Raw genomic sequence first — 14,311 nt, forward strand, 5'->3', positions numbered from 1 at the left:
GCAGAGCCGGTGACCCCGGGCCTGCCGCTCAGCCGACGCCTATTTCAGGAAAGCCCTATTTCAAAAAGCCAGGCCCTGAGCCGATGATTTCCTCGTCGACCGTGCCGAGCGCCTGTTTGTCCTTGCCGTCATAATCCATCTTGTTCAGCATGTGGCGGATGAGTTCGAGACGCGCCCGCCGCTTGTCATTGCCGTGGATCACCGTCCAGGGTGCGAAATCCGTATGGGTTTCCTTCAGCATCCGGTTGCGCTTGTCGCTGTAATCGTCCCATTTCGTCAGCGCCGCGATATCCATCGACGACAGTTTCCAGACTTTCAGCGGATCGTGCCGGCGGTCGTGGAAGCGTTTGAGCTGCATCTCGCGGCCGATATCGAGATAGAATTTGAAGAAGAAGATGCCCTCATGGGCGATGATCTTTTCGAGTTGCGGCGCCTGTTTGAGGAAATCCTCATATTGCTGTGGCGTGCAGAAGCCCATGACCGGCTCGACGCCAGCGCGGTTGTACCAGGAGCGGTCGAACAGCACGAATTCGCCGGCTGTCGGAAACTGCGCGACATAACGCTGGAAATACCATTGTCCCTGCTCGCGGTCGGTCGGCTTGGTCAGCGCCACGACGCGCGCAAGGCGTGGGTTCATATTCGCCGAGGAGGCCGAAATCGCGCCGCCCTTGCCGGCAGCGTCGCGCCCTTCGAACAGCGCCATCACCCGCTTGCCGGTCGCCTGCAGCCAGAACTGCACCTTGACGAGTTCGATCTGCAGCTTTTCCAGCTGCTCCAGATAGTCCTCTTCCTTGAGCTTCTTCTTGTGGGGAAAGTTGCCGGATTCCAGCGCGCGTTCGTCCACCCAGGCCGGCAGGGTGGGATCGTCGACATCGAAGATCCGCTTCTTCCCGCGGATATCCAGCTCCACGGCCCTGTTTTCGACGTCCTCGTCCATATCAGCCTCCACCGCCCGATCGCTTCTCTTCCCGCAAGCGAACATATTTACCGTTGAAAATCAAATCTCTCGCAGGCGGCCGGCAATTTTTCGTGGGTTCGGCTGCGGCTTTTCGCTTGAGATGCGGCAGCCCGAAAACTTCTGTCATGAATTGCCGCTATCAGGCAGAGTTCAATATAAGAAAAACGAATCGACGCCGCGAGGGCACTTGCCAGACGAAACTCCATGGAGAAAAAGCCTGTTGGCGCGCATAAGGCGCGAACGGCCGGTGCTGCTTGCGGCAATCCTCAGCGCGCTCGCCGCGCTTGCCGCCGGCATGAACAAGTGGGTTGTGCTTGTTCTGCTGGTGGTCATGATCTTCACCGCGCTTTTCAACGAGGCGCCCATCATCAAGGCGGATCCCGCCGAGCCGGTCGAGATCGAGCCGGAGCTGCCACCCAGCCGCCTGCCTGAAGTTTCCGCCACGCTTGCCGGCCTCGATATCCCCGTCATGGTGCTCTCGGACGATGCCTCGGTGCTCTTCCAGAACCGCGCTGCCGAAAAGGCCTTCGGCGAGGTGGCGCTCGGTGCCCATATATCGGCCCGCCTGCGCTCGCCCGGCGTGCTCGACATGGTGCGCGAAACCATCGCCACCAATGCGCCGAACCAGATAGAGCATGCCGAGCGGCTGCCCTCCGAGCGCGTCTATATCGTGCGCAGCGCGCCCGTCGAATTCGCGGCCGATGACGGGCCGCGTGAACGCTATTTCATCCTGTCCTTCCGCGATATATCGGAGGTCCGCCGCATCGACCGCATGCGGTCGGATTTCGTCGCCAATGCCAGCCATGAGCTGCGCACGCCGCTGGCCTCGCTGCGCGGCTTCATCGAGACCATTCAGGGGCCGGCGAAGAACGATCTGAAGGCGCAGGCGCGTTTCCTCAATATCATGCTCGACCAGACGACGCGCATGAGCCGGCTGGTCGACGACCTGCTGTCGCTCTCGCGCCTGGAGCTGAAGTCGCACATCGCGCCGGATGAGAAGATCGATCTGGTGCCGCTGCTCGGCCATGTCAGAGATGCGCTTGTGCCGCTCGCCAGGGATGTCGGCGTCGACATCAACCTGCATCTGCCCGACGGCAAGGTCGAGGTGCTGGGCGACCGCGACGAACTTGTCCAGGTCTTCGAGAACCTGATGGAAAATGCCTGCAAATACGGCCAGGAGGGCGAGATCGTCGATGTCTGGCTGAAGAACGGCACCGGCCAGCCGGTCGAGGTCAGCATCGTCGACAAGGGTCCGGGCATTCCGGCCGAACATGTGCCGCGCCTGACCGAGCGTTTCTACCGCGTCAGCATCGAGGACAGCCGCTCGAAGAAGGGCACCGGCCTTGGCCTTGCCATCGTCAAACACATCCTCACCCGCCACCGGGCGCGGCTGATCGTCAAGTCGGAAGTCGGCAAGGGCACCGATTTTACCGTCCGTTTTTGACGATATGTCGCAACACTTTTACGTTGCATAATTTTATTATTTTAAATCAATTACTTAAGCTGTCACAAATGTTTCACGGCTTTGACATAAAAGGACGGTGCTTACAGCGCTAAGAGAGTCTCGCCGATGAAAAAAGGCAATGCGAGGGCCTCTCTAAGGCCGCACTCACACAAGCCCAAATGCCGGGAGATTTACATGAACACCTTCAAGCTCACCGTTGCCGCGCTGGCTGCAACTGCTGCTTTCGCTGGCGCCGCCGTCGCCCGCGACCAGATCCAGGTCGCTGGCTCGTCCACCGTCCTGCCTTACGCAAAGATCGTTGCCGAGTCCTTCGGCGAAACCTTCACCAACTTCAAGACGCCGGTCGTTGAATCCGGCGGCACGGGCGCTGGTCTGAAGGAATTCTGCAAGGGCGTTGGCGAAGACACCATCGACATTGCGAACGCCTCGCGTCCGATCAACAAGAACGAAGCCGAAGCCTGCAAGGCTGCCGGCGTAACCGACATCCAGGAAGTCAAGATCGGCTACGACGGCATCGTCTTCGCAACCGACTCGTCGAACCCTGACGTTGCCTACGTTCCTGCCGACATCTACAAGGCCCTCGCAGCCCAGGTCGTCGTCGACGGCAAGCTCGTCGCCAACCCCTACAAGAAGTGGTCGGAAGTCAACCCGAAGCTTCCGGCTGTTGATATCGCTGCCTACATCCCGGGCGAAAAGCACGGCACCCGCGAAGTCTTCGAACTGAACGTTCTCGCTGCCGGCTGCAAGGCCGCTGGCGCACAGGAAGTCATCGCCAAGGAAATCTCCGAGAAGGCTGCCCAGACGAAGGCCTGCGTCGCAGTCCGCAAGGACGGCGCTGCTGTCGACATCGACGGCGACTATCCGGAAACCCTGGCACGCATCGCCGCCAACAAGACCGGCGTCGGCGTATTCGGCCTTTCCTTCTACGAAAACAATGCCGACAAGCTCAAGGTTGCGACCATGAGCGGTATCGTTCCGTCCACCGAAACGATCTCCAACGGCACCTACCCGGTTTCCCGCCCGCTGTTCTTCTACGTCAAGAAGGCACATCTCGGCGCCGTTCCGGGCCTGAAGGAATACGTCAACTTCTTCGTATCCGACCAGATGATCGGCCCTGACAGCCCGCTCGTCGAATACGGCCTCGTTGCCGCTCCGGATGCCGAGCGCGAAGCGATCCGCAAGGACGTCGAAGCCGGCAAGTCCATGTAATGACTCTGCCGGCGCGGTGCCTTTTGGCCCGCGCCGGCATTGCCTTATGTCCCTGCGCGCCGGCGGTTCCGGAGCTGCAGGGTTGGAATTCCTTCTCCATGATTGGAAGCTGAAGGCAGGCTGATCAAGCTGCCGGGCTTTTTGGGGCTATGGGCCTGGGGACGTAACGAATGAGCACATCCATCATACTTTTGTGCCTTGTGGTGATCGGAGTCGCCGCCTATCTGGTCGCGCGCAACCGTGCCACGGCGCTTGCCGGAGGCCGGTCCTCCGCATTGCATTCACGGCCGGCCTATTACGGCGCCTATGCGGCGATCTGGGCAATTCTTCCCGCCTTGCTCGTCCTCTGCGTCTGGCTCTCCGTCAGCCCCGGCATCATCCAGTCCTCGGTTCGCGGCGCTTTCCCCGAGGACATCAGGGCTCAAGCCCCGGTCGAGCAGGACCTCGGCTATTCGACGGTGGCAACAGTTGCCCGCGGCCTGACGATGCTGACCTCGGATGAAGCTGCCGCGGTCGCCAACGATCCGGCTGCCTTGCAGGCCAAGCTCCTCGAAAAGGGTGTGCCGCTTGCCAGCCAACCGCTGCCTTACATGCTCGACGCCGCCAAAAAGCTCAACGCCATGAGCATGACGAGCCGCATCGCCATGACGGCGATCGTCTTCGCTCTCGCCGTTGCTGGCGCCTTCTATGCGCTGCGCTCCATCGCGCCGCGCTTCCGCGCCCGCAACCGGGTCGAGCGCGTCATGCTCTGGGGCCTGCTGCTTGCCTCCTCGATCGCTATTCTGACGACGATCGGCATCGTCTTCTCCATGCTGTCGGAAGCCGCCCGCTTCTTCGCGGCCGTTCCCGCCATGGACTTCTTCTTCGGCACCGTCTGGGATCCGCGCTTTGCCGGCGCCGGCAGCTCGTCCTTCGGTCAGTTCGGCCTGATCCCGCTGCTGCTCGGCACGATCTATATCGGCCTGGTCGCCATGCTGGTCGCCGTGCCGGTCGGCCTCTTCGCCGCCATCTACATGGCCGAATACGCCTCGCCGAAGGTGCGTGGGGTCGCCAAGCCGCTCCTCGAAGTGCTCGCCGGTATTCCGACGATCGTCTACGGCTTCTTCGCGCTCGTCACCGTCGGCCCGTTCCTGCGCGACTTTTCCGCCCAGGTCAGCGGCCTCCTCTCCGGCAACTACAGCAACTTCATCCAGGCGCAGAGCGTTCTGACGGCCGGCATCGTCATGGGCATCATGCTGATCCCCTACGTGTCCTCGCTGTCGGACGATATCATCACCGCCGTGCCGGGGTCACTGCGTGACGGTTCGCTCGGTCTTGGTGCCACACGCTCCGAAACCATCAAGAAAGTGGTCTTGCCCGCAGCCCTTCCCGGCATCGTCGGCGCATTGCTGATGACCGCCTCGCGCGCCATTGGCGAAACCATGATCGTCGTGCTGGCCGCCGGTGTGGCTGCCCGCATCCAGATCAACCCCTTCGAGCCGATGACGACGGTGACCGTCAAGATCGTCAACCAGCTGACCGGCGACCTTGAGTTCACCTCGCCGCAGACGCTGGTTGCTTTTGCCCTCGGCATCACCCTCTTCTGCATCACGCTTTGCCTCAATATCTATGCGCTCTACATCGTGCGCAAATACCGGGAGCAGTACGAATGACGGATATTGTTTCTCCCACATCAGGCGTCACCGTTTCCAAGGCGCCAGCGCGCCGCGATATCGGTATCAAGCGCCGCTACGCCGCCGAGCGCCGGTTCCAGGCCTATGGCATTGCCGCCATCACCTTCGGTCTCGTCTTCCTCTTCATCCTGCTGTGGACGGTGATCGGCAAGGGCTACACCGCCTTCCAGCAGACGGCGGTCACCCTGCCGATCGAATTCTCCGAGAAGACGATCGACCCGAGCAACAAGCGTGCGACCGACCCTTCGGTGCTGATCGCCGCCAACTACCCGGTTCTCTTGCGCGACGCGATCGTCAAGCAGCTGAACGTCAATGCCTCGAGCCGTCCCGACGTGCGCGATGCATCCGCCATGCTGTCCAAGGGTGCGCCGATCCAGCTGCGCGATATGGTGATGGCCGATCCGTCGATCATCGGCAAGACGGTCAATGTCACGGTGCTCGCCGACGCCAATGTCGACAGCGCCAACAAGGGCCAGATCGACCTCTCTGTCGATGAGAAGAACCGCAAGGTCAACGACAAGCAGGTTGGCTGGATGAACGAGCTGAAGGCGAGCGGCGCTCTCCACAAGCAGTTCAACACCGGCCTCTTCGTCAACGGCAATTCCAGCCGTCCGGAGGCCGCAGGCCTTGGCGTCGCCCTCATCGGCTCGCTCTACCTGATGCTGATCGTGCTCGTGCTTGCCCTGCCGATCGGCGTCGCCGCCTCGATCTATCTCGAGGAGTTCGCGCCGAAGAACAAGCTGACGGACCTGATCGAGGTCAACATCAACAACCTCGCCGCGGTTCCTTCGATCGTCTACGGCCTGCTCGGTCTTTCCGTCTTCATCAACTTCATCGGCCTGCCGCGCTCGGCCTCGCTGGTCGGCGGCCTGGTGCTGACGCTGATGACCCTGCCGACGATCATCATCGCGACGCGTGCGGCACTGCGCGCCGTGCCGCCGTCGATCCGCGCCGCAGCGCTCGGCCTCGGCGCTTCGAAGATGCAGATGGTGTTCCACCATGTGCTGCCGCTCGCCATGCCCGGCATCCTGACCGGCACGATCATCGGCCTGGCGCACGCGCTCGGCGAAACCGCGCCGCTGCTCCTGATCGGCATGGTCGCCTTCGTCGCCAACGCGCCGACGACACCGCTCGATCCCTCGACGGCTCTGCCCGTACAGGTCTATATGTGGGCCAACGAGGCAGAACGTGCCTTCGTTGAGCGTACTTCGGGTGCCATCATTGTCCTGCTCCTGTTCCTGATCGTCATGAACATGGGCGCCATCCTCTTGCGTCGTCGCTTCGAGCGCCGCTGGTAAACGGAGTTACACATCATGAACATGTTGACGGAAGCTGCAGTTGAAAAGGCGCTGGATCACAAGATGAGCAACGTCCCGTATAAGATGATCGGAAAGGATGTCTCGGTTTACTACGGCGAGAAGCGCGCGCTTTTCGATGTGAACCTGAACGTCCGCGAAAACACCGTAACCGCCCTGATCGGCCCGTCCGGCTGCGGCAAGTCGACCTTCCTGCGGTGCCTCAACCGCATGAACGACACGATCGACGGCTGCCGCGTCACCGGCAAGATCACCCTCGACACCGACGATGTCTATGATCCCGATATCGACGTCGTCGAACTTCGCGCCCGCGTCGGCATGGTCTTCCAGAAGCCGAACCCGTTCCCGAAGACGATCTACGAAAACGTCTCCTACGGCCCGCGCATCCATGGCCTTGCCAAGTCGAAGGCCGACCTCGACCAGATCGTCGAGACCAGCCTGCAGCGCGCCGGTCTCTGGAACGAGGTCAAGGACCGCGTGCATGAATCTGGCACCGGCCTGTCCGGCGGCCAGCAGCAGCGCCTTTGCATTGCGCGTGCCGTCGCCGTCAGCCCGGAAGTCATCTTGATGGACGAGCCCTGCTCGGCGCTCGACCCGATCGCCACCGCCAAGGTCGAGGAGCTGATCCACGAGCTGCGCGAGAACTATACGATCGTCATCGTCACCCACTCCATGCAGCAGGCCGCGCGTGTCTCGCAGCGCACCGCCATGTTCCACCTCGGCAACCTCGTCGAGGAGAACGACACCGACAAGATGTTCACCAATCCCGACGATCCGCGCACCCAGGACTACATCATGGGTCGCTTCGGTTGATTTTGGCGACACCAAGCCTTCCCGTTATTCGAGGATAAAGCCCCATGGCATCGACACATATTTTTTCTGCCTACGATGATGATCTGAAGTTCCTGTCCAGGCGGATTTCCGAAATGGGCGGCCTGGCCGAGCAGATGGTCGGCGAATCCGTGCGCGCCCTCGTCAACGGCGATACGGCGCTGGCGCAGAAGGTCATCTCGGACGATGTGATCCTCGATCACGCCGAACGCGAAATCGGCGACAAGGCGATCGTCACGATCGCCCGCCGTCAGCCGATGGCCTCGGACCTGCGTGAAATCATGGGTTCGATCCGCATCGCCGCCGATCTCGAACGCGTCGGCGACCTCGGCAAGAACACCGCCAAGCGCGTCATCGCCGTCCAAAGCACCGGCGTTCCCCGCAAGCTTGCCCGCGGCCTCGAGCATCTGTCCGAGCTGGCGCTCGTCCAGCTCAAGGAAGTGCTCGATGTCTACACCAATCGTTCAGCCGACAAGGCGAATGCGATCCGTGAACGCGACAACGAGATCGACGCGATGTACACCTCGCTGTTCCGCGAACTCCTGACCTACATGATGGAAGATCCGCGCAACATCACCAGCTGCACGCATCTTCTCTTCTGCGCCAAGAACATCGAGCGCATCGGCGACCATGCCACCAACATCGCCGAGACGATCTTTTACATGGCGACAGGCGCGCAGCCGGAAGGTGATCGTCCGAAGGATGACAGCGCCAACACCGTCGGCGCGGTCACCGAATAACCGCCCGCACAGTCAATTGCGTGCGCGCCCGTCCGGGCGCGCAAAGAGGTCGCAGCCAATTTTTGAATTTGCGCAGGATGCACTGCTTAAATCACCCTGGTTTAAGGATCATGCGCGAGGAGACCGACACGCATGATCCCGAGAGTTGCAGTTGTTGAAGACGAGGAAGCCCTCAGCGTGCTTCTTCGCTACAATCTCGAAGCGGAAGGCTTCGAGGTCGATACCATCCTTCGTGGCGATGAAGCCGAAATGCGGCTCCAGGAGCGCACGCCCGATCTTCTCATCCTCGATTGGATGCTGCCCGGCGTTTCCGGCATCGAGCTCTGCCGGCGCCTGCGCATGCGGCCGGAAACCGAGCGCCTGCCGATCATCATGCTGACGGCGCGCGGCGAGGAGAGCGAGCGTGTCCGTGGATTGTCGACGGGCGCCGACGATTATGTCGTCAAGCCCTTCTCGACCCCCGAGCTCGTTGCCCGCGTCAAGGCGATGCTGCGCCGCGCCCGCCCCGAGGTGCTGTCGACGGTGCTGAAATGCGGTGACATCGAGCTCGACCGCGAGACCCATCGCGTCCATCGCAAGACCCGCGAAGTCCGCCTCGGCCCCACCGAATTCCGCCTGCTGGAATTCCTGATGTCGTCGCCGGGCCGGGTCTTCTCCCGCTCGCAGCTGTTGGATGGCGTCTGGGGCCACGATATCTATGTCGACGAGCGCACCGTCGACGTCCATGTCGGCCGCCTGCGCAAGGCGCTGAATTTCTCCAACATGCAGGACGTCATCCGCACCGTCCGCGGCGCCGGTTATTCGATGGAAGCCTGAGGGCTTCCATCTGAGCCTGCTGACAAAGCCCTGGCAAAACCCGCGACGTCATCCTCGGCCTTGTGCCGAGGATCTGCGCTCGCTAAATTAAGTATTTGAAAATAAAGGTTTTACCCTCAAGTCATTGGGGTGATCAGATGCTCGGCACAAGGCCGAGCATGACGGAGGGAAGCCTGAGCTTCCATCCGCGCATAAAAAAACGGGCCAATCGGCCCGTTTTCTGCATTCTAACGATGGTTGCCCGCGCTCAACTGGCCCGCGCTGCTGCCCTGCGGCGTTCGTTCACCGGCTGGTAGGCAAGCTTCTGGTGATAGCCGCAATAGGGCGAATTGTCGGGGGACTCGCAGCCGCAGAAATGGAAGTCGTCCTTCAGCGGATCGCCGACCGGCCATTTGCAGGTGCGCTCGGTTAGTTCCGTCAGGCCGAGGCGGCGCGAAATCGGCACCACCACATTGCCTCGCGGCACGTATTCCATTTCCTCGATCGTTTCGATCTCGATCTCTTCCTTCAGCATCGTCGCGCCCTGCTGGCGGGTGACGGTGCGGGTCGTGATCCGGGAGGCGAAGTTCGGCGCGCGCGGCGCCGATGTATTGCGCTTCGGCGTTCGCGCCGCGGTATTGGTGCCGCCGGCCTTGGCACGGCCGGGAAGGCACAGCCGGTGCACTTTGCCGATGACCGCGTTTCGGCTGACCCCGCCAAGCTGCGCAGCGATCTGGCTGGCGCTCAGTCCTTCGGCCCAAAGTTTCTTGAGTTTCTCGACCCGCTCGTCTGTCCAGTTCATGCCCTGTCTCCACCTTTTGCGTTGGTGATGGCAGAATCCCTCACCGTTGTCCCGGGAGCTCCGAAACAAGAAACGCTTGATCAATTTTGGTGACTAGTTCCGCCGCATGCAGTCTAGTAATTGATCTTTAACCTAGTGTGAGCCTGACTCCGTGACAAGAGTCGCATGAATCCGGATGAATCGAATTCGTAGTTTTCCCCAACTTGCTGCCCCTGCGTGTCATTTCTGCAATAATGCCTGTTGAAGACTGAAAATGCCGCTGTACACCTGTGCTGCATACGCTAAGGGCGCCGTTTTGTTGACATTGCAGCGCGAAAAGGAAATAGTGCCACTCGCCGCCGCAAGGCGGCATTTTTGATTTTTCGGGCCTGGTTTCCTTAGCCGGAGTCATTGCCCGGCAACTTTGATGGAGATCGCGCCATGGCTGAAGCCGCGCCGCTTTATGACACCTATTCTCGTGCCCCGCTGCGGTTCGAGCGAGGCGAGGGCGTATGGCTGATCACCGAAACTGGCGAGCGATATCTCGATTTCGGCGCCGGCGTTGCCGTCACCTCCGTCGGCCACAGCAATCCGCATGTGGTCGGCGCGCTAAAGGAGCAGGCCGACAAGGTCTGGCACCTGTCGAACATCTATGAGATCCCCGGCCAGGAGCGCCTGGCAAAACGGCTGACGGACGCCACCTTCGCCGATAAGGTGTTCTTCACCAATTCGGGCGCCGAGGCGCTCGAATGCGCGATCAAGACGGCGCGCCGCTATCAGTTTTCCAAGGGCCATCCCGAGCGCTTCCATATCATCACCTTCGAAGGCGCCTTCCACGGACGGACGCTGGCGACGATCGCTGCCGGCGGCCAGGAAAAATATCTCGAAGGTTTCGGCCCCAAGGCGCCGGGTTTCGATCAGGTGGCTTTCGGCGATATCGAAGCGGTCCGCGCCGCGATCACCGAGGCGACGGCCGCCATCCTCATCGAGCCGGTGCAGGGCGAGGGCGGCGTCCGTCCTGCCACGCCTGAGTTCATGAAGGCGCTTCGCCAGCTCTGCGACGACAACGGCCTGCTGTTGATCCTCGACGAGGTCCAGACCGGCGTCGGCCGCACCGGCAAGCTCTTCGCTCATGAATGGTCGGGCGTCACCCCCGACATCATGGCTGTTGCCAAGGGCATCGGCGGCGGTTTCCCGCTCGGCGCCTGTCTTGCCACATCAGAGGCCGCCTCCGGCATGAAGGCCGGCACGCATGGCTCGACCTATGGCGGCAATCCGCTTGCCATGGCCGTCGGCAGCGCCGTGCTCGACATCATTCTTGCCGATGGCTTCCTCCAGCAGGTGCGCGACGTCGCACTTGTCTTCCGGCAGGGCCTCGCCTCGCTGAAGGATCGTTATCCCGATGTGATCGAGGATATCAGGGGCGAGGGCCTTTTGCTCGGCATCAAGGCTGCCGTTCCCTCAGCCGAACTGCTGCAGGCGATCCGCGCCGCCCATCTGCTCGGCGTGCCCGCCGGCGATAATGTCATCCGCCTTCTTCCGCCGCTCGTGGTCACCGCCGAGGAAGCCCGCGAGGGCCTTGCCCGCGTCGAGCGCGCCGCCGAGAGCATCCGCGCTTCCAAGATCAAGAAGACGGCTTGAAGAATTTGCCGCCTTCGGGCGCAGCACAGGTAAGAAGACGATATGAGCCCAAAACACTTCCTCGATCTTTCGGCAGTCACATCAGCCGATCTCAGAACCATCATGAACGATGCGCTTTCCCGCAAGCAGGCCTTCAAGGCAGGCACGGGCGACAAGCCGCTCGCCGGCAAGATGCTGGCGATGATCTTCGAGAAGCCGTCGACGCGCACCCGTGTCTCCTTCGACGTCGGCATGCGCCAGCTCGGCGGCGAAACGCTGTTCCTGTCCGGCACCGAGATGCAGCTTGGCCGCGCCGAGACGATCGGCGACACCGCCAAGGTGCTGTCGCGCTATGTCGATGCGATCATGATCCGCACGACCGACCATAACCGGATGCTGGAGCTTGCCGAGCACGCGACCGTGCCCGTGATCAATGCGCTGACGGATGACACCCATCCCTGCCAGATCATGGCCGATATCATGACCTTCGAAGAGCACCGCGGCCCGATCAAGGGCAAGACCATCGCCTGGACCGGCGACGGCAACAATGTGCTGCATTCGCTGGTCGAGGGTGCCGCGCGTTTCGGCTACCGCATGAACATGGCCGTACCCCTTGGCTCCGAGCCCAAGGATCACTATCTGAACTGGGCCCGCAATGAGGGCGCCGAAATCATGCTCTGCCATGATGCCGACCGTGCGGTCGCCGGCGTCGATTGCGTGGTGACCGATACCTGGGTCTCCATGAATCAGGAACATCGGGCCCGGGGTCACAATGTCTTCCAGCCTTATCAGGTCAACGCGGCCTTGATGGCCAAAGCCGGCAATGATGCATTGTTCATGCATTGCCTGCCCGCCCATCGCGGTGAGGAAGTGACTGATGATGTGATCGACGGTCCGCAATCCGTGGTCTTCGATGAAGCGGAAAACCGTCTTCATGCGCAGAAGTCGATTCTTGCTTGGTGCCTGGGCGCGATCTGAACCATAATCGGACGTCGCGAGAGACAGACTCGCGACCGCGTGAGCGAAGGGCACGCTGGCCCATCGCTCTGAAACTAGGAGTGAAAAGCCATGGCAGAAGCTGCAGCCGCCCTCGGCCAGTTCGATTTCGCCGGCGATGACCATGTCGTCCCCTTCCAGGTGGAGGGGCTGGATGTGCGCGGCCGCGCCGTCCAGCTCGGCCCGATGCTCGATGCCATCCTCGAGCGCCATCATTATCCCGCACCCGTTGCCCGGCTGCTTGCCGAAGTCGTCGTGCTGACGGTGCTGCTCGGCACGTCGCTGAAGTTCGACGGCAAGTTCACGGTGCAGACCAAGGGCGACGGCCCGGTCGATCTTCTCGTCGCCGATTTCTCGACGCCGGAAAATGTCCGCGCCTATGCCCGTTTCGATCAGGCGCTGCTCAACAAGGCCGTCGAGTCAGGCGAAACCGAGCCTGAGCAATTGCTCGGCAAGGGCATTCTCGCCTTCACCATCGACCAGGGCAAGTTCAGCCAGCCCTACCAGGGCATCGTTCCGCTCGACGGCACCACGCTGGAAGAAATTGCCGGCGTCTATTTCCGCCAATCGGAGCAGATCCCGACGCGCGTCCGTCTCGCCGCGGCCGAACTCTTCGACCGTGACGATGCGGGAAAGCCGCGCCATCGCTGGCGGGCAGGCGGCCTCGTTGCCCAGTTCCTGCCGGAAGCGCCGGAGCGCATGCGCCAGCCGGATCTCCACGGCGGCGACGGCGACACCGGCAGCCGCCCGCATGGCGAGGACGATGCCTGGCTCGAAGCACGTTCGCTGGTCGAGACCATCGACGCCGATGAACTGACCGACCCCCTGGTTGGTACCGAGCGGCTGCTGTTCCGCCTGTTCCACGAGCGAGGCGTGCGCGTCTACGAACCGCGCGCCGTCTTCGACCGCTGCAGCTGTTCGCGCGACAAGATCAAGGGCGTGCTGAAGGGCTTTTCGGCCGAGGAGATCGAAGCCAGCCAGGAAGATGGCGAAATCGCCGTCACCTGCGAATTCTGCTCGACCACCTATCGCTTCGAGCCGGCCGAACTTCAGCCGGCTGAATAGGCGCGGTTAAGGACACACACAGCAACAATAAAAGATTAGCGATGATACAGCACGATGACTCGACTTTGCGTAGTCACTGTGCACCTATTCTGTTTCATTGGTTCTGGCCTAAGAAAGCGGGATGGGGCGTTGATGCGACTTTTGTTTTTTGTACTCGCACTCATAGCTGCGATGCCACGATTGAGCTTGGCTGATGACGAGACAGTCCAATGGAAAGAAGTCGGCGGCTGGAAAGTGGTCGTCGACAAGACTCTAGGCAACGGCTGCTTTGTTCTGACTTCCTTTGAAGACGGCACGGTTTTTCGTCTTGGCTTCAATTATGTCAAAAAGGAAAGTCCTTTTTACATTCTGATCGGAAATGTAAACTGGAAATCCTTGGAAGACGGCAAGCAGTATCCCCTTGAATTTTATTTAGATCGCTCAAAGTGGACGGTTGATGCGAGCGCCGTGGACCTTGATGGCTTTAAGGCATTATGGATCGACTTCAAGGATTCGAGCTTGGTTGCCGAGTTCGCTCGTAAATTGAGCTTTCGCGCGACCTTTAATGGAAAAGAGATTGTTGCCCTGAGTTTAAAAAATTCCGTCAAGGCAACCGACGAGATGCTCGCCTGCCAAAAAGCGGTAAATGCTGCCGTTGCCCAACAGCCGGCACCGCCACAATCAAAAGATCCATTTGAAGCAAAGCCAGGTACTCAGGCCTCGGATCCTTTTGACCTTTAAAGCATGTCTCGCCAAAGTGTGCAGCGGTTTTGCTGCAAAGACATGCGAAAAACAAAGACCTAAAGTGCGGTACGCGAATCTGAAGGATCGCGACGCGCTTTAGTAGATGACTGATGAAAATGACGTCTGGATCCCTTGCGCC

13 protein-coding genes are annotated in these 14,311 nt (G+C 61.0%); 11 read left to right on the forward strand and 2 right to left on the reverse strand.

From position 1 onward, the window contains the following. Window positions 1-55: 55 nt before the first annotated feature. Window positions 56-937: a polyphosphate kinase 2 gene (gene ppk2 / locus HX898_RS10270; RefSeq protein WP_180194604.1), complete on the reverse strand. Its 882-nt coding sequence runs from the start codon at window positions 935-937 to the stop codon at window positions 56-58. A 241-nt stretch (window positions 938-1,178) separates the two neighbouring features. Between ppk2 and phoR the strand changes: the two genes are divergently transcribed. The 7 genes from phoR to phoB all read left to right on the forward strand — a co-directional run bounded on the left by phoR (window position 1,179) and on the right by phoB (window position 9,008). Further along, the gene (gene phoR, locus HX898_RS10275; protein ID WP_180194605.1) at window positions 1,179-2,402 is read left to right on the forward strand and encodes a phosphate regulon sensor histidine kinase PhoR; all 1,224 of its coding nucleotides are present in this window, start codon (window positions 1,179-1,181) and stop codon (window positions 2,400-2,402) included. 195 nt (window positions 2,403-2,597) lie between these two features. Then, the gene (locus HX898_RS10280) at window positions 2,598-3,632 is read left to right on the forward strand and encodes a substrate-binding domain-containing protein (protein WP_029875432.1); all 1,035 of its coding nucleotides are present in this window, start codon (window positions 2,598-2,600) and stop codon (window positions 3,630-3,632) included. Window positions 3,633-3,802: 170 nt separating this feature from the next. Then, window positions 3,803-5,284: a phosphate ABC transporter permease subunit PstC gene (gene pstC, locus HX898_RS10285; RefSeq protein ID WP_029875431.1), complete on the forward strand. Its 1,482-nt coding sequence runs from the start codon at window positions 3,803-3,805 to the stop codon at window positions 5,282-5,284. After that, window positions 5,281-6,603 carry a phosphate ABC transporter permease PstA gene (pstA, locus tag HX898_RS10290; protein ID WP_138332413.1) on the forward strand — a complete coding sequence of 441 codons (1,323 nt, stop codon included), beginning with the start codon at window positions 5,281-5,283 and terminating at the stop codon, window positions 6,601-6,603. Before pstC ends, pstA begins: the two co-directional genes overlap by 4 nt. 15 nt (window positions 6,604-6,618) lie before the next feature. Beyond that, complete coding sequence (gene pstB, locus HX898_RS10295) at window positions 6,619-7,434, forward strand: phosphate ABC transporter ATP-binding protein PstB (protein WP_003545178.1); 816 nt, start codon at window positions 6,619-6,621, stop codon at window positions 7,432-7,434. Between the two features lie 44 nt (window positions 7,435-7,478). Next, window positions 7,479-8,192 (forward strand): phosphate signaling complex protein PhoU, encoded by a 714-nt coding sequence (phoU, locus tag HX898_RS10300; protein WP_003545180.1) that lies wholly within the window; start codon window positions 7,479-7,481, stop codon window positions 8,190-8,192. A 132-nt stretch (window positions 8,193-8,324) separates the two neighbouring features. Continuing rightward, window positions 8,325-9,008 carry a phosphate regulon transcriptional regulator PhoB gene (gene phoB / locus HX898_RS10305; protein ID WP_003545181.1) on the forward strand — a complete coding sequence of 228 codons (684 nt, stop codon included), beginning with the start codon at window positions 8,325-8,327 and terminating at the stop codon, window positions 9,006-9,008. A gap of 247 nt (window positions 9,009-9,255) precedes the next feature. Here phoB and HX898_RS10310 read toward each other — a convergent pair whose 3' ends face one another. Then, entirely contained in the window at window positions 9,256-9,789 is a 534-nt protein-coding gene (locus HX898_RS10310) for a GcrA family cell cycle regulator (protein ID WP_012755911.1), read from the reverse strand. Between the two features lie 420 nt (window positions 9,790-10,209). Here HX898_RS10310 and HX898_RS10315 point away from each other — a divergent pair, with 420 nt between their 5' ends. The 4 genes from HX898_RS10315 to HX898_RS10330 all read left to right on the forward strand — a co-directional run bounded on the left by HX898_RS10315 (window position 10,210) and on the right by HX898_RS10330 (window position 14,169). Next, complete coding sequence (locus HX898_RS10315) at window positions 10,210-11,409, forward strand: aspartate aminotransferase family protein (RefSeq protein WP_138332414.1); 1,200 nt, start codon at window positions 10,210-10,212, stop codon at window positions 11,407-11,409. 42 nt (window positions 11,410-11,451) lie between these two features. Then, complete coding sequence (argF, locus tag HX898_RS10320; protein WP_138332415.1) at window positions 11,452-12,366, forward strand: ornithine carbamoyltransferase; 915 nt, start codon at window positions 11,452-11,454, stop codon at window positions 12,364-12,366. A 90-nt stretch (window positions 12,367-12,456) separates the two neighbouring features. Next, window positions 12,457-13,449, forward strand: coding sequence for an Hsp33 family molecular chaperone (locus tag HX898_RS10325; protein ID WP_130761654.1), 993 nt, complete (start codon window positions 12,457-12,459; stop codon window positions 13,447-13,449). Between the two features lie 132 nt (window positions 13,450-13,581). Beyond that, window positions 13,582-14,169, forward strand: coding sequence for a hypothetical protein (locus HX898_RS10330; RefSeq protein ID WP_138332416.1), 588 nt, complete (start codon window positions 13,582-13,584; stop codon window positions 14,167-14,169). The last annotated feature ends 142 nt before the right edge of the window (window positions 14,170-14,311 follow it).

This window comes from Rhizobium sp. WYCCWR 11128 (genome assembly GCF_013416305.1).
Taxonomy (GTDB): domain Bacteria; phylum Pseudomonadota; class Alphaproteobacteria; order Rhizobiales; family Rhizobiaceae; genus Rhizobium; species Rhizobium indicum.

What these genes read in the sequence shown, in the direction of transcription:
- ppk2 (WP_180194604.1), bottom strand. Translation starts at nt 937, where the DNA reads ATGGACGAGGACGTCGAAAACAGGGCCGTGGAGCTGGATATCCGCGGG.
- HX898_RS10315 (WP_138332414.1), top strand. Translation starts at nt 10,210, where the DNA reads ATGGCTGAAGCCGCGCCGCTTTATGACACCTATTCTCGTGCCCCGCTG.
- pstB (WP_003545178.1), top strand. Translation starts at nt 6,619, where the DNA reads ATGAACATGTTGACGGAAGCTGCAGTTGAAAAGGCGCTGGATCACAAG.
- HX898_RS10310 (WP_012755911.1), bottom strand. Translation starts at nt 9,789, where the DNA reads ATGAACTGGACAGACGAGCGGGTCGAGAAACTCAAGAAACTTTGGGCC.
- phoU (WP_003545180.1), top strand. Translation starts at nt 7,479, where the DNA reads ATGGCATCGACACATATTTTTTCTGCCTACGATGATGATCTGAAGTTC.
- pstA (WP_138332413.1), top strand. Translation starts at nt 5,281, where the DNA reads ATGACGGATATTGTTTCTCCCACATCAGGCGTCACCGTTTCCAAGGCG.
- pstC (WP_029875431.1), top strand. Translation starts at nt 3,803, where the DNA reads ATGAGCACATCCATCATACTTTTGTGCCTTGTGGTGATCGGAGTCGCC.
- HX898_RS10325 (WP_130761654.1), top strand. Translation starts at nt 12,457, where the DNA reads ATGGCAGAAGCTGCAGCCGCCCTCGGCCAGTTCGATTTCGCCGGCGAT.
- HX898_RS10330 (WP_138332416.1), top strand. Translation starts at nt 13,582, where the DNA reads ATGCGACTTTTGTTTTTTGTACTCGCACTCATAGCTGCGATGCCACGA.
- argF (WP_138332415.1), top strand. Translation starts at nt 11,452, where the DNA reads ATGAGCCCAAAACACTTCCTCGATCTTTCGGCAGTCACATCAGCCGAT.
- HX898_RS10280 (WP_029875432.1), top strand. Translation starts at nt 2,598, where the DNA reads ATGAACACCTTCAAGCTCACCGTTGCCGCGCTGGCTGCAACTGCTGCT.
- phoB (WP_003545181.1), top strand. Translation starts at nt 8,325, where the DNA reads ATGATCCCGAGAGTTGCAGTTGTTGAAGACGAGGAAGCCCTCAGCGTG.